At 71.6% G+C, this 17513-nt stretch carries 19 protein-coding genes; 10 read left to right on the top strand and 9 right to left on the bottom strand.

Annotation, left to right across the window (positions count from 1 at the left end):
• Positions 1-10 precede the first annotated feature (10 nt).
• Positions 11-802, bottom strand: a complete 792-nt coding sequence (locus FXF65_RS05265) for an SDR family oxidoreductase (RefSeq protein ID WP_148348564.1) — start codon at positions 800-802, stop codon at positions 11-13.
• 121 nt (positions 803-923) lie between these two features.
• Positions 924-1760, bottom strand: a complete 837-nt coding sequence (locus tag FXF65_RS05260; protein WP_148348563.1) for an alpha/beta fold hydrolase — start codon at positions 1758-1760, stop codon at positions 924-926.
• Positions 1761-1865: 105 nt separating this feature from the next.
• Between FXF65_RS05260 and FXF65_RS05255 the strand changes: the two genes are divergently transcribed.
• The 5 genes from FXF65_RS05255 (at position 1866) to FXF65_RS05235 (ending at position 4949) form a co-directional block, all read left to right on the top strand.
• A complete protein-coding gene (locus tag FXF65_RS05255) occupies positions 1866-2657 on the top strand; it encodes an SAM-dependent methyltransferase (RefSeq protein WP_148348562.1) in 792 nt (263 codons plus the stop codon).
• Positions 2658-2718: 61 nt separating this feature from the next.
• Positions 2719-3471 (top strand): SCO6745 family protein, encoded by a 753-nt coding sequence (locus FXF65_RS05250; RefSeq protein WP_148348561.1) that lies wholly within the window; start codon positions 2719-2721, stop codon positions 3469-3471.
• Positions 3472-3523: 52 nt separating this feature from the next.
• Complete coding sequence (locus FXF65_RS05245) at positions 3524-3856, top strand: ArsR/SmtB family transcription factor (RefSeq protein WP_148348560.1); 333 nt, start codon at positions 3524-3526, stop codon at positions 3854-3856.
• Positions 3853-4326: an SRPBCC domain-containing protein gene (locus FXF65_RS05240; protein ID WP_148348559.1), complete on the top strand. Its 474-nt coding sequence runs from the start codon at positions 3853-3855 to the stop codon at positions 4324-4326. The genes FXF65_RS05245 and FXF65_RS05240 overlap by 4 nt, the downstream gene beginning before the upstream one ends.
• Positions 4323-4949, top strand: a complete 627-nt coding sequence (locus FXF65_RS05235; protein ID WP_148348558.1) for a dihydrofolate reductase family protein — start codon at positions 4323-4325, stop codon at positions 4947-4949. Before FXF65_RS05240 ends, FXF65_RS05235 begins: the two co-directional genes overlap by 4 nt.
• A gap of 233 nt (positions 4950-5182) precedes the next feature.
• Here FXF65_RS05235 and FXF65_RS05230 read toward each other — a convergent pair whose 3' ends face one another.
• Positions 5183-6112 carry an alpha/beta fold hydrolase gene (locus FXF65_RS05230; RefSeq protein ID WP_148348557.1) on the bottom strand — a complete coding sequence of 310 codons (930 nt, stop codon included), beginning with the start codon at positions 6110-6112 and terminating at the stop codon, positions 5183-5185.
• Positions 6113-6192: 80 nt separating this feature from the next.
• Here FXF65_RS05230 and FXF65_RS05225 point away from each other — a divergent pair, with 80 nt between their 5' ends.
• Positions 6193-7062 (top strand): AraC family transcriptional regulator, encoded by an 870-nt coding sequence (locus tag FXF65_RS05225; protein WP_148348556.1) that lies wholly within the window; start codon positions 6193-6195, stop codon positions 7060-7062.
• Positions 7063-7126: 64 nt separating this feature from the next.
• Here the strand turns inward: FXF65_RS05225 and FXF65_RS05220 are convergent, their stop codons facing one another.
• Both FXF65_RS05220 and FXF65_RS05215 read right to left on the bottom strand, forming a co-directional pair.
• Positions 7127-7981 carry a hypothetical protein gene (locus FXF65_RS05220; protein ID WP_222868377.1) on the bottom strand — a complete coding sequence of 285 codons (855 nt, stop codon included), beginning with the start codon at positions 7979-7981 and terminating at the stop codon, positions 7127-7129.
• Positions 7982-8159: 178 nt separating this feature from the next.
• Complete coding sequence (locus FXF65_RS05215; RefSeq protein ID WP_222868376.1) at positions 8160-10052, bottom strand: APC family permease; 1893 nt, start codon at positions 10050-10052, stop codon at positions 8160-8162.
• A gap of 270 nt (positions 10053-10322) precedes the next feature.
• On the opposite strand from FXF65_RS05215, the gene FXF65_RS05210 reads away from it, so the two are divergent.
• Entirely contained in the window at positions 10323-11255 is a 933-nt protein-coding gene (locus FXF65_RS05210) for a 3-oxoacyl-ACP reductase (protein ID WP_246198368.1), read from the top strand.
• Here the strand turns inward: FXF65_RS05210 and FXF65_RS05205 are convergent.
• A complete protein-coding gene (locus FXF65_RS05205; protein WP_148348555.1) occupies positions 11252-12031 on the bottom strand; it encodes an SDR family oxidoreductase in 780 nt (259 codons plus the stop codon). The two genes, FXF65_RS05210 and FXF65_RS05205, sit on opposite strands and share 4 nt — an antisense overlap.
• A 382-nt stretch (positions 12032-12413) precedes the next feature.
• On the opposite strand from FXF65_RS05205, the gene FXF65_RS05200 reads away from it, so the two are divergent.
• A complete protein-coding gene (locus FXF65_RS05200) occupies positions 12414-13412 on the top strand; it encodes a hypothetical protein (RefSeq protein WP_148348554.1) in 999 nt (332 codons plus the stop codon).
• 122 nt (positions 13413-13534) lie between these two features.
• On the opposite strand, the gene FXF65_RS05195 is transcribed toward FXF65_RS05200, so the two are convergent.
• Positions 13535-14167, bottom strand: coding sequence for a TetR/AcrR family transcriptional regulator (locus FXF65_RS05195; protein ID WP_187412105.1), 633 nt, complete (start codon positions 14165-14167; stop codon positions 13535-13537).
• A gap of 232 nt (positions 14168-14399) precedes the next feature.
• Here FXF65_RS05195 and FXF65_RS05190 point away from each other — a divergent pair, with 232 nt between their 5' ends.
• A complete protein-coding gene (locus FXF65_RS05190; protein ID WP_148348552.1) occupies positions 14400-15554 on the top strand; it encodes an alpha/beta hydrolase family protein in 1155 nt (384 codons plus the stop codon).
• Positions 15555-15563: 9 nt separating this feature from the next.
• Here the strand turns inward: FXF65_RS05190 and FXF65_RS05185 are convergent, their stop codons facing one another.
• Entirely contained in the window at positions 15564-15959 is a 396-nt protein-coding gene (locus tag FXF65_RS05185; protein WP_148348551.1) for a hypothetical protein, read from the bottom strand.
• An 82-nt stretch (positions 15960-16041) separates the two neighbouring features.
• On the bottom strand, positions 16042-16353 hold the full coding sequence (locus FXF65_RS05180) for an ATP-binding protein (protein ID WP_187412104.1): 312 nt from the start codon (positions 16351-16353) through the stop codon (positions 16042-16044).
• A 303-nt stretch (positions 16354-16656) separates the two neighbouring features.
• Between FXF65_RS05180 and FXF65_RS05175 the strand changes: the two genes are divergently transcribed.
• Complete coding sequence (locus FXF65_RS05175; protein WP_148348549.1) at positions 16657-17511, top strand: helix-turn-helix domain-containing protein; 855 nt, start codon at positions 16657-16659, stop codon at positions 17509-17511.
• The last annotated feature ends 2 nt before the right edge of the window (positions 17512-17513 follow it).

Genomic DNA, 17513 nt, shown 5'->3' with positions numbered 1-17513 from the left:
CCTCGACCTGTCACCTGGACGCGGCGGGAGCCTTCGCGGGACGGGTCACGTTTTCGGTGAGGAATTCCTCCCAGGCGTGGGTGCCTTGGTCGGCGCCTTCCAGGACGAGGTTGTCGCCCGCGCGATAGACGCGGCCCACGTTGCCCGGGATGGGAATGGTCGGCAGCGCGCGGCGTTTCCCGCTCGCCCGCAGGTAGGTCCGGAGCAGTTCGTCCATCCCGTACACCCTGGGGCCGACCACGTCCGGCACCCGGCCGGCAGGGGCGCCGAGCGTCAGTTCCGCGAGCCGTTCCGCGACATCGCGGGCGTCGACCGGCTGCATCCGGACTCCGCGAGGGACGGGGACGACCGGTGACTTCGTCAACGTCCGCACCACTTTCAGGACGAGGTCATGGAATTGCGCGGCGCGCAGGATCGTCCACGGCACGCCGGATTCCATCACGATCTTCTCGACCTCGTTCTGGGTCTTCATCCATTTCACCGGGATCCGGTCCGCGGCGGTGACGGAGATCAGCACCAGGTGCTCGACGTCGGCGGCCTTCGCGGCCCGCACCAGATTGCGCGCCACCACGTCGTCGCCCTTCGCGCCGCCCGCCAGGTGCAGGACGACCGAGGCCCCTTCGACGGCGGCCCGCACCCCTTCGTCCTTGGACAGGTCGCCGGTCACGTAGTCGACGCCGTCCGCGGACTCGCGGGGGTGCCTGGTGAGCACGCGCAGGTCGCGGCCCGCGTTCCGCAGCAGCGGGACGACCTGCCGTCCGAGCGTTCCGGTGCCGCCGGTGACCAGGATCGTTGACGCCATGACTCCTCCAAACCCTCGCCGGGGGATCGTCCCCGGCCGAACCGATTCGATGCGCGGCTCACCACCAAGGACGGACCACCCACAGGTGGATGTGACATGGGCTTTTGTGACGTGAGCCTCATCAGGCGCGGGCGCGGAGCCAATCGAGGGCCGAGGGCGCGGAGCCGAGGACGGAGATGTGCCCGTCGTCCGGTGTGACGCGCAGCAGCGCGGTCGGGCAGTTCCGCGCCAGCCACCGGCCGTGGGAACTCGGGACGATCCGGTCCCGCTCCCCATGGACGACGAGCAGCGGGGCCTTTATCGCGGCCGGGTCGAATCCCCAAGGCGCGACGTAGGCGAGGTCGTCGTCGACCAGACCGCCGATTCCGTTCTCGACGGCGGGGCCGACCACGTCCTCGAACCACGACCATTCGCCTTGGAGGGCGGCGTGGTCAGCCGCAGTGAACATTTCCGGGTTGTATTCGGCGGCCGCCTCGTATTGCTCCTTCGCGGCTCGTCCGGCCGTGGCGGCGCGCAGTGAGGCGGCGCTGGAGGGGCCCATTCCCGCGAACCAGTCGAGCCCGTCCGCGCCGAAGGGGGCCAATGCGGAGACGCTGACCGCCCCGACGACACGGTCCGGGAGAAGCGCCGCGCAGGCCAGCGCGTGCGGGCCGCCGCCCGAATGCCCCATGACCGCGAACCGGTCGATGCCGAGCGCATCGGCGACGACCGCCGCATTGCTGGCGGCGTCCGCCACATCGCGTCCCGGGACCGAATCCGAGCCGCCATATCCCGGACGGTCGAACGACACCCACCGAATGTCCGGGGCGCCCGCGAAAAGCGGACGCGGAGGCAGGCCGATGTTCGGTGTGCCGTGGTGCCAGAAAACGACGATCTCACCAGCGGCGGCCGTCCCGGTGTCGTAGACGTGCAACCGCCGCCCGCCACCCGCGTCCACGTCGAATTCGTCCACCGCCATGCCTCGACCGTACCGAATGGCCGGTTCGGCGTGGCCGTGCTGGTTGTGGGCGGGTTGTGCGCCTGGGAGCATCGGTCGCGAGCACGGAAAGCAGGGAGAGCAACCGTGAGCAAAGACCCCGGGATCGACACGACCGTTCCGCACTCGGCGCGCGTCTGGAATTACCTCCTCGGCGGCAAGGACAACTATCCCGTCGACCAGGCGGCCGGTGACGCCGTCCGCCAGGTCTTCCCGGGCATGGTCGACCTCACCCGCCATTCCCGCTACATGCTGGCGCGGGTGGTGCGCTACCTCGCCGCGGACGCGGGAATCCGCCAGTTCCTCGACATCGGGACCGGCCTCCCGACCGTGGACAACACCCACGAGGTGGCGCAGCGCGTCGCGCCGGAATCGCGCATCGTCTACGTCGACAACGACCCGCTCGTGCTCGTCCACGCCCAGGCTCTGCTGACGAGCACCCCCGAAGGGGCGACCGACTACATCCAGGCGGACGTCCGCGATCCCGACGTCATCTTGGAACAGGCGGCCAAGACCCTGGACTTCGGCCGTCCGGTCGGGCTGATGCTCATGGGAATTCTCGGTCTCGTCGCCGATCACGACGAAGCGCTGTCGATCGTCGACCGGCTGATGTCGGCATTGCCCTCGGGCAGTTATCTCGCCGTCTACGACGGCACCGACGTCGATCCCGGATATGTCGAGGCGATCCGGCGGTACAACTCCGGCACCGGCGCCGTCCCCTACACGCCGCGCCCGATCGAGCAGATCGCGCGCTATCTCGACGGGCTGGAGGTGCTGGAGCCCGGCGTCGTCCTCGTGCCGGACTGGCGGCCTGACCCCAACCCGTTCGGCGACCCGCCCCTGGTGTCCTGCGCGGGCGGTGTGGGCCGCAAACCCTGAGCCGGGCCCGTCCCCTGGACCGTGGTTGAATGAAATTCGGTTCTAGGAAAGGGCGACGGGAATGCGGGAGATCGCGGCGGCGGTGGCGGAGCCGATCGGACGGCTGGGCGGGGCGTTCATGATCTCCCGGGAGGCGAAGACCTTCTCCGCGGAGACGGGCCTGTCCGGCTGGACGCCGTACTTCCGCGGCCGGTTCGGCGTCCTGGGCGAGGTCGACGCGGACGTCGTCAGGTCCGCCGCCGGGTTCTTCCCGGCCACGACGGTGCGCCGTGCGTGGGAGGCGGGCGCGGGCCTCGCCGCGGCGGACGCCGCCGACCGGTACGCCGCCGTCGCCCACGGCTTCGGCCGCCGCAAGCTCGCCGGTTTCGGCGGCGCCGCCGCGGACCGGCTGGCCGACCTGCTCCACCGCGTCGCCCACTCGGCCGACGTGGTCGGCGCGCCGGTCTCCGCGGGCTGGCGGGCGATGCCGCTGCCCGAGGACGGCCCGGCCCGGGTGATCCAGCTCGCGCACGTCGTCCGGGAACTGCGCGGCGGCCTGCACGTCGTCGCCGTGCTGGCGAGCGGGCTGACCCCGCTGGAGGCGGTGCTGAGCGGCCACTCGCCGCTGCTCCCGGACGGCGACCCGAACGCCGAGTACTTCGGCTGGCCGCGCCCGTATCCCGAGGTCACGGACGAGATCCGCCGCCGCCACGACGAGGCCGAGCGCCTCACCAACGAACTGATGGCGCCCGCCTTCGCGTCCCTCGGCAAGGCGGAGGCCGACGAACTCGTCCACCTCCTGGGCGAAGCGGAGAAGACCGTCTTCGGCGGGTGAATCGATGGTTAGCCCTTGCGCTAACCATCGCATGGCCGCAATACTTTGCCTCATGGCACAGTATTCGGCGGAGCTGGACGGCGTTTTCGTCGCGCTCGCCGACCCGACCCGGCGGGCCGTCGTCCGGCGCCTCGGGCACGGGCCCACGAGCGTCGGCGACCTCGCGCGCGAGTTCCCGATGACCCTCCCCTCGTTCCTGAAACACGTGCGGACGCTCGAATCGAACGGGCTGATCCGCACGGTGAAGTCGGGACGGGTGCGCACCTGCGTGCTCAACCGCGAGCGGCTCGCCCTCGTCGACGACTGGCTGGCGGAGCAGCGGCGGGTCTGGGAGGAGCGCGCCGACCGCCTCGAACGGTTCGTCACCGAGGAGGACACGCCTTGAACCCCGATCTCGACCTCGGCATGGAGCGCGTCATCCGCGCGCCGCGCGCGACCGTGTGGCGCGCCTGGACGGACCCGTCCCGGCTGGAGCGGTGGTGGGTCCCGGCGCCGTCCCGCTGCCGGGTGGAGCGCCTCGACCTGCGGCCCGGCGGGGCGTTCGTGACGCGGCTCAGCGCGGACGGGACGGCGGAGTTCGTCCCGCACCTGGACGCCTGCTTCCTCGCCGTCGACGAGCTGGAGCGGATCGTGTTCACCAACGCGATCGACGGCGCCTGGCGTCCGGCCGCCCCGGAGCCCGTCGCGATGACCGCGACGATCACGCTGCACGACCACCCGGACGGCACCGAGTACCGGATGCTCGTCCGGCACGGCGACCCGGAGTCCCGCGACCGGCACGCGAAGCTCGGCTTCGCGGACGGCTGGGGCACGACCGCCGCCCAGCTCGCCGCACTCACCGAGGGGGAACGATGAGGATCACGGTCAGCCAGTTCGTCACGCTCGACGGGGTCAGCCAGGGCCCCGGCTCGCCGGACGAGGACACCAGCGACGGTTTCGCGCGCGGCGGATGGCTCGTCCCGCACATGGACGCGACGTTCGTCCAGCGCGCGTCCGGCTGGCTCGACCTCGCGGACGGCCTGCTGCTCGGCCGCCGCACCTACGAGGCGTTCGCCCGCGACTGGCCGAAGATCACCGACCCGGCCGACCCGTTCGCCGAGCGCATGAACACGCTGCCGAAGTACGTCGTGACCAGCACGCTCACCGAGGGGTCCTGGCACCCGACGACCGTCCTCGCCGGAGACCCGGTCCAGACGGTCGCCGAGCTCAAGACGCGGCCGGGGCGGGAGATCCAGGTCCACGGCAGCGCCCGCCTGGCCGACACGCTCCTGGAAGCGGGCCTGGTCGACGTGTTGCGGCTCGTCGTCGCGCCGACGGTGCTGCGCGGCGGACGGCGGCTGCTGTCCGGTGCGGGCGCCCCGTCCGGGCTGCGGCTCGTCCGGCATGAGGCGACGCCGAACGGTCTGCTGCTCCTCGAATACGAGACGACCGGCCGGGCGCAACAGGGCGAATACGAGGGTCTGAGCGCCTTCGTCTGATCACGCGGACGTTCGGTAGGTGTGAAAGGCGCGCGTGGACAGCAGGCCCATGGCGACGGCCACCGCCGCGAGCAGTCCCAAGCGCGCCGACACCATGCTCCAGTCGGGTGCCCCATCATCACACCCCTTATCAGGAGAAGGTGTGACTTCCACCTTCCTGTGTCACCGAGGAGGCTGGAAAGCGAGGGCGGAAACCCTACGGTGAGAAGTCGCCGCAGACGCTGGCACACGGGCTACGCGGGGTGGGACGCGGCGAATTTCAGGAGGGACGCGGCGGTGCGCGGCGGGTCCTCCAGCATGGGCGAGTGCCCGATTCCGGGCATCAGCTCGATCGTCGCGCCCGGAACGGCCCGGTAGTCGGCGGCGGACGACGCGCGCCAGCGCCGGTCGTCCTGCCCGAAGATGACCAGCAGGGGCTTGCCGAGCGGTGCCAGGCGATCGGGCAGCGGACGCTCGTCCAGGTAATGCTCGGCCTCCCGCGAGGTGGCGGTGAGCGAGTGGTAGGTCGTGGCGCGGACGTCGTCCATGAGCGCGCGGGGGATCTCGTAGCCGGGACGGCTGAACGCCGTTCCCAGGCTCCGCCGGACGACCCCGTCGGTGCGGAACCGCCACAGCAGTTGCCCGACGCCGGGGACGAACAGCAGGTTTCCGACGAACCCGTCCGAGATGAAGGCGTCCAGGCGGGGACCGGAGTCGATGAGCGCGAGCGCGGACACGAGGTCGGGGCGGCGTTCGGCGAGGGCGGTGGCGACCGAGCCGCCGGTCGAGTGGCCGACCACGATGGCGCGCCGGACGCCGAGCCGGTCCAGCGCGACGCCGACCCGCTGCGCCTGCTCGCCGACCGCGTAGCCGTCGCCGGACGGCTTGGCCGACCTTCCGAACCCGAGCAGGTCGATCCGGACGACGCGATGCGACTTCGCCAGCAGCGGGACGACCGCGTCCCACCAGCGGGTCGACCCGCCGAGCCCGTGGATCAGGACAAGCGCGGGTGCGTCGCGGGGCCCGTCCTGCCGAACGAAGACACTCCCGCCGGGAAGGGACAGTGCCTCGCCCGTGGCCCCGACGTCCTGCCGCGATACCGCGACCGCGTTCCCCGCGAGGAGCCCGGCCACCACGACGAGGACGGCCGAGGCGATGACGACGCGCCTTTTCCAGGTAGTCATGGCGCCACTGTCGCCGTCTTGTCCGGCCGGTGGCTTGAACGAATGTTCCGGCGTTCCCGGCCCCGCCTAGCATGGGGCGCATGCCGCCCAAGCTGCATGAACGGTACGACTCGGCGGTGTGGGACGTCGCGCGTCCGAAACAGCCGAGCCGGATATCCGGTGTCAGCATGGCCGGATTCCGGGACCGGGGCGTGTCGGCGGCGGCCCACCGGGCGGTTCCGCATCCGTCCGTGTCGCTGGCCTTGGAGTTCGGCGCGGGCGCGCTCCTCGTGGACGATCCGGCCGGGCGGCGGCTGCGGGGCAGCGTCGCCGCCGGGCTCGGCTTCGGATCCGGAACGCCGTGGGTGCGGGGCGAGCGGTTCGAGGCGGTGCAGGTGCGGCTGTCCCCGCTGGTCGCGGGCACGATCCTCGGCGTCTCCCCCGCCGAGTTGTCCGGCGCGGTAGTCGGACTCGACGAACTATGGGGTCGGGAGGCGTCCCGGATCCGCGAACGGCTGGACGCCGCATCGTCCTGGCCGGAGCGTTTCGCGCTGACAGACGCCTTCCTCGCCCGCCGCCGCACGCGGCCGTCCGTGGACCCGGAGGTCGCGTGGGCGTGGCGGCGCATCGTCGCCGGACGCGGCCTGACCAGGGTGGACGGCCTGGCCGCCGAGGTCGGATGGAGCCGCAAGCGCCTGTGGTCGCGGTTCCGTTCGCAGATCGGACTGCCACCGAAGCGCGCCGCGACACTGGTCCGCTTCGACCACGCCGCACACCGCCTCGCGAAGGGCGAGGACGCGGCGCGAGTCGCGGCGGAGACCGGCTACGCCGACCAATCCCATCTGCACCGCGACGTCGTCGCCTTCACCGGCGCGACCCCGGCGAACGTGGCCGGCGAACTGTGGCTGGCAGTAGACGAATTCGCCTGGCCCACCCCACCGGAAACGCGTAAGCGCCCGAAAGGCTTGTAGCGCGCCTCGTTCCCGGACGTCACCCGAACAGCCCGTGATCACCGGAGCAGGGCTGTTCGGGTGGTTACCAGGAGCCGTCGAAGAAGGCTTGGAGGGCGGGGGCGGAGTGGCCCGCGGTGTAGGTGTTCGCCACGGTGACGACGATCAGGGCCAGTGACAGCAGCACGGTCAGCGCGCCGAATGAGGCGAGGACGCGCCTGGCCCGTCGGCCCGACCGGTCGGTCCTGGCGAATCCTCTCCACAGTGCGACGCTGGCGGCGATGAAGGCGGCCAGGACGGTCGCGGCGATCACGGCCATCGCCGCGTGGTAGCGGGCGAAGTCGTCGATCAGCATGTCGAGTGCGGGCGAGTGCCCGCCCGCGCCCGGCGAGGCGGCCAACTGCCCGCGGACCTGGCCCAACGTGCTGGTGAGCGCCGGGTCGGCCTCGCCGCCGGACATCAGCATCGGCATCAGCGACGAGAGCGGCGCGACCAGGCCCTGGACATTGGCCATAAGCGCCGCCAGCGAGAACACCGCCCCCAATGAGACGACGACACCGGCCGAGGCGAGAGCGGCCCGCTTCCCCGCTCCCAGAGCGTCGGCCCTCACGAACGCCTTCCAGACGATGACGCCGAGCGCGATCAGCACCCCCAGCATGAGGGCGGAGATCGCACCCTTGACCAGGTGGAAGCGGAACCAGTAGTCGACGACCCGATCCAGTCCCGGAGTGACATCCCGGTCGCCCGACCCCCAGTACGCGACGAACGACTCACGAACAGCACCGCGAAGGTCGCGCTCACTGTCGAAGCCGCCGCCCGGTCCCACACCCGCCAACATCCAGGGGACGAAGACGAACGCGACCCCCAGGGCCGCGACCAAGACGACGAGCACCGCGGGGACGAGCCCGCGACTCCGAGACAACGCCGCACGAGCAGCCATGACAACCCCTTCGGCCAACACACCCTGGACCTTCAAGAAGCATGTCGCCGCCAGCCCCGCCCCACATCGCCCCCCGGCGTGACTCCCCCATCGGTACCGAGTGTGACGCGTCCCGCCCCTCCGTCATCCCCCCGACGAACGAAGCGCCAAGCACCGCATGTATCCGGCTACCTGGTGATCAGGTGTCGATGCGGCAGGGCATCACGCAGACGAGGGCGCCGGGGACGTGTTCGCGCACGGACTCCGCCAACAGGATCCCGCCCTGGTCGTAGAGGAACCGGTAGCGGGGACGGGTCGAGCGGACGGTCGGGACGAGCACCAGCAGCGGCCGGTCCTCCTGCGCGGCGGTTCGCGCTATGTACTCCAGGAGCGGGCGGATGCGCGTCTCGCGGGGGCTGGGGACGATCTCCAGGCGGACGCCGGGATTCCAGCGTTCCCACTGGTCGCGGAGGGTGCGGGCGTCCGTCTCGTCCGTGGAGACGATGACCGCGATCGTCTCCTCGCCGAGGCTGAGCGCGGCGCTCAGCGCGGGGCCGGTCATCGCGCCGAAGCGTTGCAGCGCGACGATCACCAGGCGTCCAGCCGGGGACGGCTCCGGGCGGCGGTCCGGGAGCGTGCCGAGGTGCAGTTCGCGCGCCATCCCGTCGTAGTAGTGCCGGATGCGGGTGAACAGCGCGATCAGCAGCGGCACGACGACCACCACGACCCACGCGCCCTCGGTGAACTTCGTGACCAGGAGGACGAGGGTCGCGACGGCGGTGAGGGCCGCGCCCGTGCCGTTCAGCAGCGCCGTCCCGGCCCAGCGGGGCGGGCGGACGCGGGCCCAGTGCGTCACCAAGCCGATCTGGCTGATCGTGAAGCCGGTGAACACTCCGACGGCGAACAGCGGGAGCAGGCGGTTCGTCCGGGCGTTCACGGCGATGAGCAGGAGCCCGGCGGCGACGGCCACCGCCAGCACCCCGTACCGGTGCACGGGACGTTCGCCGCGCAGCGCGAAAAGGTGTGGCAGCCTGCGGTCCTTGGCCAGGAGGCTGAGCAGGACGGGCAGTCCGCCGAAGCTCGTGTTGGCGGCGAGGGTGAGGGCGATCGCGACGATGACGCTCGCCGCCTGGTACGTCCGACCCGAGCCGAAGGCCCCGGCGGTGAGCTGGGCGAGGATCGTCACGCCGTCCCGTGGGACGACGGTGTCGCGGCGGATCAGCAGCGCCAGCCCGACGAGCATGACGCCGAGCAGCGCGCCGAGCATCAGCTCGGTGCGCTGCGCGTGCGCGACGCGCGGACGCCGGAACATCGGGACGCCGTTGGCGATCGCCTCCACGCCGGTCAGCGCGGTGCACCCGGCCGCGAACGCCCTGAGGAGCAGCATCAGGCCGAGCGCCTCGTCCGCGTGCGACACGACACCGGAGCCGACCGTCGCGGCGGGGTGGGTGCGGGCGAGGCCGACCGCGACGATGCCGAGGATCGTCACGATGAACAGCAGGGTCGGCAGCATCAGCACGCGGGCGCTGTCGGCGATCCCGTACAGGTTCACGGCGGTCAGGACGACGAGCACCGCGAGCGACGTCTCCAGCAGGTAGGGCAGCAGCGCGGGGAAGGCGGAGGCGAGGGTGGCGGCGCCCGCCGCGAGGCTGACCGCGACGGTGAGGACGTAGTCGATCACGAGCGCGGCGGCGGCGAGGACTCCGGCGCGGGGGCCGAGGTCGTCGCGGGCGACCGCGTAGGAGCCGCCGCCGTCCGGGTGGACGGCGATGACCTGCCGGTACGACACGACGAGCACGGTCAGCAGCGCGACGATGGCCAGCGTGACGGGCAGCGTGAGCCGGACGCGGGACGTCCCGGCGGCGACCAGCACGAGCGCGATGGCCTCCGGCCCGTAGGCGACGGAGCTGAGCGCGTCCAGGGACAGCGCGACCAGGCCCTGCACGCTGGTCAGGTGGTGCCGGTCCCCCTCGCCGTGCCGGAGTTGCAGTTTCGGGCGGCGGCGTCCGGCGAGCGGGTGGCGTGCGGGCAGGAGGGCGCGGGACGGGTCGGTCGTCCGTGCCGTGTCCGGGCGGGGGTCAGCCTTCGGCAAGGCGGGCGTCCGTTTCGCGGGCCTGGTTCTCGCCTGTCACGCGCATTCGGTGGACATTCCAGACTTTCCGGTTGGCGGGGACGGAGCGTTCCCGCCGACTATGCGCGCGGCGGCGCGCCGCAAACCTCGTCCGGCGAGGGGCGGACATCGTCCGCCGCAATCTTGGCCGGACCTTGGCCGACGTCCGTCCGTCCGGCGCGGGGCCGACCGCTCAGCGGGACGGGCCCGACCCCGAACTAGAACACGTACTAGCGTCCGTCGGACCTCATCATGCATCTCGATCCGGAGGACCCGATGAACCTCTCGCTCGCTGGCCGCGCCGCCGTCGTCACCGGTGCGGGCGCCGGGCTCGGCCGCGCCGAGGCGCTCGCGCTCGCCGCGCGGGGCGCCGCCGTCGTCGTCAACGACACGGGCCCGGCGGCGGACGACGTCGCCGCCGAGATCGTGAAGGCGGGCGGACGGGCCGTCGCGGTGAAGGGCGACGTCGGCGACTGGACGACGGGCGAGGCGCTGGTGTCCGCCGCCGTCGACACGTTCGGCTCCCTGGACGTGGTCGTCAACAACGCGGGCGTGCTGCGCGACAAGATGCTGTTCAACCTGTCGGAGCGGGACTGGGACGACGTGATCCACGTCCATCTGAAGGGGCACGCGGCCGTGTCCCGCGCCGCCGCCGCGTACTGGCGGGCTGCCAGCAAGGCCGCCGGAGGGCCGGTCTACGGGCGGGTGGTCAACACCGCGTCGGAGGCGTTCCTGTTCGGGTCGGCCGGGCAGCCGAACTACTCGGCGGCGAAGGCCGGGATCGTGGCGCTGACCCTGTCCACGTCGGCGGGCCTCGCGCGGTACGGGGTGCGCGCGAACGCGATCTGCCCGCGCGCCCGGACGGCGATGACCGAGGCGTCGTTCGGCGAGGGGACGTCCCCGGGCGGGCTCGACGCGATGGCGCCCGAGCGGGTCGGGACGTTCGTGGCCTACCTCGCGTCCCCGGCCGCCGAGAAGATCAGCGGGCAGGTGTTCGTCGTCTACGGCGACATGGTCGCGCTGATGGCCGCGCCGACCGTCGAGCGGAAGTTCACCGCGGCCTCCGGGGTGTTCTCCGCGGAGGAGCTCGGCGAGCAGCTCACCCCCTATTTCGACGGACGCGACGCGCACCGGACCTACGCCGCGTACAGCGTCGCCGCACTCGACGAGACCGGCACCGTCTAGAAGACCTCGGGGCCGCGGAGGGTCGCCTCCGCGCCGCCGTCGACGTAGACGATCTGGCCCGTCATGTGGGTGTTCGCCGGGGCGACGAGCCAGCGCAGCGCCTCGGCGATCACCTCCGGGTCGGCGTAGCCGTTCAGCGGCATCGGGACGGCGTCGTTCATCGCCTTCAGCATGCGCTCGTCCTCGAACAGGGCGGCGCTCATCGGCGTCCGGACGACGCCCGGCGCGACCGCGTTCAGCGGGATGCCGCGGCCCGCCCACTCGGGCGTGACGCAGGCGCGGCGGAGCCATCGCGCGACCGCCGCCTTCGACGACGGGTACAGCGTGTGCCCCGCCCCGGCCTCGACGACCTTCGCCGCCGCCCGCAGCGCGGCGGGCTCGTCGCCGTCCAGGCAGGCGCGGACGACGGCGTCGTCCACGGGCTGCGTCCCGGAGATCGAGCCGACGACGGCGGCGCGCGGGTTTCCGGCGCGGGCGAGGGCGGGGCGGAGGCCGTCCAGCAGCGCGACCGCGCCGAAGTAGTTGACCTTGACGGTGAGGTCGGTGAAATGCGAGACCCCGGCGCCGGCGACGACGGCGTCCAGGACGCCGCCGCATATTTCCAGAGTTTCCGCGACCGCCCTCGACCGTCCTTCGGGGACGCTCAGGTCGGCGGTCACGTCGGCGTCGCGCAGGTCGACGCCGATGACGCGGTCGCCCTGGCCGCGGAGGAGCGCGGCGAGCGCCCTCCCGATGCCGGACGCGCTGCCGCTGACCGCGATCGTGCGAGCCGTCATGGTCTCCCTCTCTCTCGTCCTGGTGCGCGCCGCCCCGCCGGCCGCGTCCGGATCCGGCCTCGGCGGCGGACGCGATGCTCCGGGCCATGACAAGCACGCGCGTCATATTGACCACAATTTGTCAAGAGTTGATCTGCCGATAGTTCGCGGTGGATCCTAGGCGGCGAAGGACGGACACAAGATCACAAATCCCCTCGCTCCACCCGGCGGACACAATCCTCTTCCGGCCATTGCGCCGACCCCCGCCATTCCGCCTGGCGCCGAGCCGTGACCGTCTTGCTCCCGACCATTCGGCGGCCCTCCCGGTCCGCCCTGACCTGCATGCTTTCTCGGCGGCCTTTCCCGGCCGCCGCTCCCGAGGAATCCCATGGAGGCGATTCTCATGCGAACAACGAAACGGCTGACCCTCTTCACGGCCGTTTTCGCGCTGTTGGCCGGCGGTACGCAGCCCGCCTATTCGGCTGAACGGCGCGAGCCCGCCGCGACCGCGACGACCGAGGCGGTCTTCATGGTCTGGAAAGGCGTCAACGGAGACGAGCACGTCTGGTGGAACCGGCTGAACGCCGACGGCGTCACCTGGACGGGCCCGCAGATCGTTCCCGGCGCGAACTCCAGCGCCGGGGTCGCCCTCGTCGGCTCGGACAGGACCAGGTTCACCATGGCCTGGAAGGGCGTCAACGGCGACCAGCGGATCTGGGTCAACAACTTCGCCAACAACGCCTGGACCACCCCGCAGCCATTGGCGGGAGCCGCGTCCAGCGTCGGGCCGGGCGGGACGAACATGGCGGGTCCCTGGCTCGCCTGGAAAGGCGTGGAAGGCGATCAGGCCATCTGGTGGACGCACCAGTTCAACGACTGGTCCGCGCCGCAGAAGATTCCGGGCGCGTTCAGCAGTTTCGGTCCCGCGATGGCCAACCGGCAGGTCGACGCCCGTACCGTCGAGCCCATTGTCACCTGGAAGGGCGTCGACGGAGACCAGCGGATCTGGTGGAACAACTACAACTCGGTCACCAACACCTGGACCGGGCCCCAGGTCGTCCCCGGCGCGAACACCAGTGCCGGTACGGCGCTGGCCTCCGTCGGAGGCGAGGTCTACGCGGCGTGGAAAGGCGTCGGCGGCGACGAGCGCATCTGGTGGAACAAGCTGCCGCAGTTCTCCTCGACCTGGACGGCCCCGCAGGTCGTGCCCGGCGCGAACAGCAGCGTCGGCCCCGCGTTGGCGAGGCGCAGTGGCGTCCCCTACCTGACCTGGAAGGGCGTCAACGGGGACGAGCGGATCTGGTGGAGCAGGCTCGACGGCGGGTCCTGGAAAGGCCCGGAGGTGGTGCCGGGCGCGTCGACCAGTTTCCGTCCCGCCCTTGGCAGCGCCTACCCCGACTGATCGCAATTCGGTAGGCGTGAACGCCTCTCGCGCCATTTCGGGATCGTGGCGCGGAGAGGCGCGGTGGACGGTCCGCCGGAAAGGCGTCGGCGGGCCGTCCTGGCCGTCCGGCGGAGGCGCTGTCAAGCCCGGCGCTTCTTGGCGCGGGGCGCGTTCGAGCGGGGCGCGAGGAGCAGCCGGCACGCCAGGCGGATGTCGCTCTCCACGTCGGCCATGGACGCGCGCCCGTTCAGGCTCGACTGGAGCACCCCGTACCAGCACTGCATGACCAGCCGGACGAGCGTGACGTCCTGCACGGTCGGGTCGTCGATGCCGACCGCCCGCAGCAGGATGTCGCGGAACGTGTTGTCGATGTGCATCGTGTCCGGGACGGTCGCGACGTGCGCGGTGTTGGAGGCGTGCAGCATCGACGCCGACAGCACCGGCTGCGCCATCAGGTACCGGCTGGCCTGCACGAGCAGGTCGGCGACCGCGTCCTCGGGGCTGGTGCCCGGCGCGGGCGCGTGGACCTGCTCGCGGAGCCGGTCGACCTGCGCGGCCATCACCCCGGTGAACAGGTGGACCTTGGACGGGAAGTACCGGTACAGCGTCCCGATCGCGACCCCGGCCTCCTTCGCCACCTCGTGCATCTGGACGCGTTCGAGCGACTTCTCCCCGCCGATCCGGGCCGCGGCGCGCAGGATCCGGCGGCGGCGGTCGTGCTGCTCGGGTGAGCTCGGCTCGGCGGACGGCCGCGCCGACGAGATCCTCGCCACGATCCCTCCCCCACGGGTTCCGGCCGGGTGTGGCCCGAGTGCTCGCTCAGCGGCGGCTCGGGTGCTGACAAGGAACAATATCCGGCAGTCACGGCGGTGCCCGCGATCGCCGATACCGGTCAGTGGGACCGCCCGTCCCGCCGCCGCGACCCGCGCGCCTACCGTGTCGCCGCGTGCGCGGCGGCCGGAAGGCGTACCGCGCCGTCCGGGACATGAGGAGGAGACAGGACGCATGAGAGCCCTCAGAGGTCTCGCCGTCGCGGCCGCCGTCTGCGCGGGGACGGCGGGCATCGCCGTCCCCACCGCCCAGGCCGCCCCTGGCAAACGCGGAAAGTTGATCAGCGTCCGTCCGCTGGTGAACGCGGCGGCGCTGCCGAGCGCGGCCGTGAACCGGGCGGTCAGCTACACGTCCGAGGGCGTCGGCGGCCGGAAGATCGTCGTGACCGGCACCGTCGCGGTTCCCCCCGGCCGGGCGCCGCGCGGCGGCTGGCCGGTGCTGAGCTGGGCGCACGGCACGACCGGGACGGCCGACGCGTGCGCGCCGTCCACCGACACCGCCACCGGCCCCGCGCACGACTACCTGTCGATCACCGAGGCGTACCTCGACCGGTGGGTGTCGCACGGATACGCCGTCGTCCAGACCGACTACGAGGGCCTCGGCACGGCCGGCGGGCACCCGTACATGAACGGCGCGAGCGAGGCGAACACGGTCCTCGACATCGTCCGCGCCTCCCGCCGCGTCGACCACCGGATCGGACGCGACTGGTTCGTCGCCGGACACAGCCAGGGCGGCCAGGCGGCCCTCTACACGGCCGCGACCAGCGCGAACGACGTCCGGCTGAAGGGCGCGGTGGCGATCGCGCCGGGCTCGAACATGAGCCAGACCGCCGTGTACGTCAAGGCCCAGTACCCGGGCGCGGAGGCGGCGCTGCCGTTCCTGTTCGTCCTGCTCAACGGCGCGAACGCGGCCGACCCGACGTTCGTCCCCGAAGCCCTCCTGACCTCCGACGCCGCGCCCCTGGCCGCCGCCGGGCGGACGAACGCCTGCCTCGCCCAACTCCGGCAAATGAGCGCGAGCCTCCCCCTGGACAAGGTCTTCCGCCCGGACGCCGACCTCACCCGCTTCGAGACCTACTACAACTCGCAAGAGGCCCTCGGACTGACCCTGAACGTCCCGACCCTGGTGGCCCAGGGCACCGCCGACCGCGAGGTCTCCCCCGCCGCGACGCAGAACATCGTCACCGACCTCTGCAAACGCTATGGCCGCATCGCCTACCGGACGTTCGACGGCGCCGACCACCGAGGCAGCATCAACGCGTCCTTCGAGACGTCCCTACAGTTCACCGAGTCGCTCCGCCAGGACGCCCCAACGCCCACCACCTGCTGATCGGGCGGGTCAACGTCCGTTCTCCCCGGCCTGCCGCTCGTACTGGCCCCAGAGGTCGAGCGACTCGATCAGGACGTCCTCGACCTGCTGCGCCGCCGCTCGGTACGCCTGCGCCCGTCCGACGCACAGTCCCGCGTCCCACACCCGGCCCTGCCGCGACCACACCCGCCCCCGCGCCGCCTCCATCTCCGCCATCGACCGCCAGGCCCGCGCCTCGTCCGAAAACACCTCGAACGCCCGCCGCGCCTCGGGCCCGAGACCGGCGAAGAGGAAGACGGTCTCCGGGCACGGTCCGGCCAGCAGGTCTCGGACGGCTCGGGCCTGGTCCCGGCGCGTCAGGTCGCGCCAGTCCACCGCCGTCCCGGCCGATCTCCGCATCAGCGCCCACAGGCGCGCCCCCTTCATCGGACGACCTCGAAGCACACCGTGTGCCGCCCGCTCTCGTCGAGCAGCGTCTCCCAGCGATCGGCGAGCCCGTCCACGACCATCAGGCCCCGCCCGCACTCGCTCCAGCCCGCCCCTGCGGCGGGATCACCGGACGCCCTTCGGCCCCGCCGTCGTCGCGGATCTCCACCCGGACCCGCTCCGCCGACACGAGCACCGACACCCAGAGCACGCCCCCGGCCCTACCGCTCGCGGTGTGCCGAACGGCGTTGGTGGCGACCTCGGAGACCATCAACTCGACGTCACCTAGGTCGAAGGACCCCGCACACCCGTCCAGAGCCCGCCGCACCCGCCCCCGCACCTCCCGCACGTCCGCCCGAACCCGCCCGCCGAACACCTCCGTCCAAACGATCACACCCCCACCCCCGCCCAGCGGACCTCCGCTGCCGGAGGCGAGCCGTTGGATAGGTTCAGCATGAGTCCGACTCCTTTCCAGTCGGGCTGAGGCCCCGGGGCGGTGCTGTCATCACCACCCCGGGGCCGCTCCGATTCCCGGGACATCCTGCGTGCGACCGCCGCCCCATGGAACGCTCTGCAAATGATGCATTACTCACAGTGGTAGTGCAAGGGTTGCGTTAGCATTGTTTGCATACTCAAGATCGCCGCAACGTGGGCCCCGGCCCCGCGTCCGAGAGTCGTCCCAGGGAGAAACACCGACATGCAAGCTCCGACCGTGCGCCTGCGGCGTCTCGCGGCAGAACTGCGCCAGCTCCGCAAGGCCGCCGACCTCACCCGCGAGGAGGTCGTGGAACGCACCGGCGTCAACGTGACCACGCTCTACCGCATCGAGACCGCACGCGTCCGTCCCCAGGCCCGGACCTTGACCGGCCTCCTGGACGCATACGGGGTGCCCGACCCCAAGCGTTCCGAGTTGACGACCCTGCTCAAGGAGTCGGCGCACCGCGGCTGGCTGCACACCTTCGCCTCCGACCTGCCAGAGCGCTACGCCTCCTACATCGAGTTCGAGTCAGAGGCACGCGAGGTGCTGAACTACGAATGCCTGTTCATCCCGGGCCTCCTCCAAACCGAGCACTACGCCCGCGCCGCCGTCTCCGGCAGTGACCCAGAGTCCACGCGCGCACGCATCGAAGGCCGGGTCGACGCGAGGATGAAGAGACAGGAAGCTTTGACGAAAGATCAGCCGTTGAAGCTCTGGGCGATCGTGGACGAGGCCGCCATACGCCGTGTCGTCGGTGGTCGTGAGGTCATGCTGGAGCAACTGGAGCACTTGCTGGCCGCCATTGATCTTCCGAACGTGCATCTCCAGGTGATCCCATTCGACACGGGAGCGCATGCCGGTATGCACGGCTCCTTCGTCATCATGAACTTCGCCGAGGCCATCGGGCCTGACATCGTGTACATCGAGAGCCAGGCAGGGGACCTCTTCCTCGAAGAGGAAGCGGACATCGCCCGGTATAACCTCGTAAGCACACATCTTCGCGCGGGAGCGCTCAGCCCGAGCGCATCCGCTTCGTTGATCGCCACGGCCGCGAAAGACCTGCATCGGACCTGAGG

It is taken from the genome of Actinomadura syzygii (assembly GCF_008085905.1).
Taxonomy (GTDB): Bacteria; Actinomycetota; Actinomycetes; order Streptosporangiales; family Streptosporangiaceae; genus Spirillospora; species Spirillospora syzygii.
The sequence above is the reverse complement of the archived record's forward strand: the minus strand, read 5'-3'. Positions and strand labels throughout refer to the sequence as shown.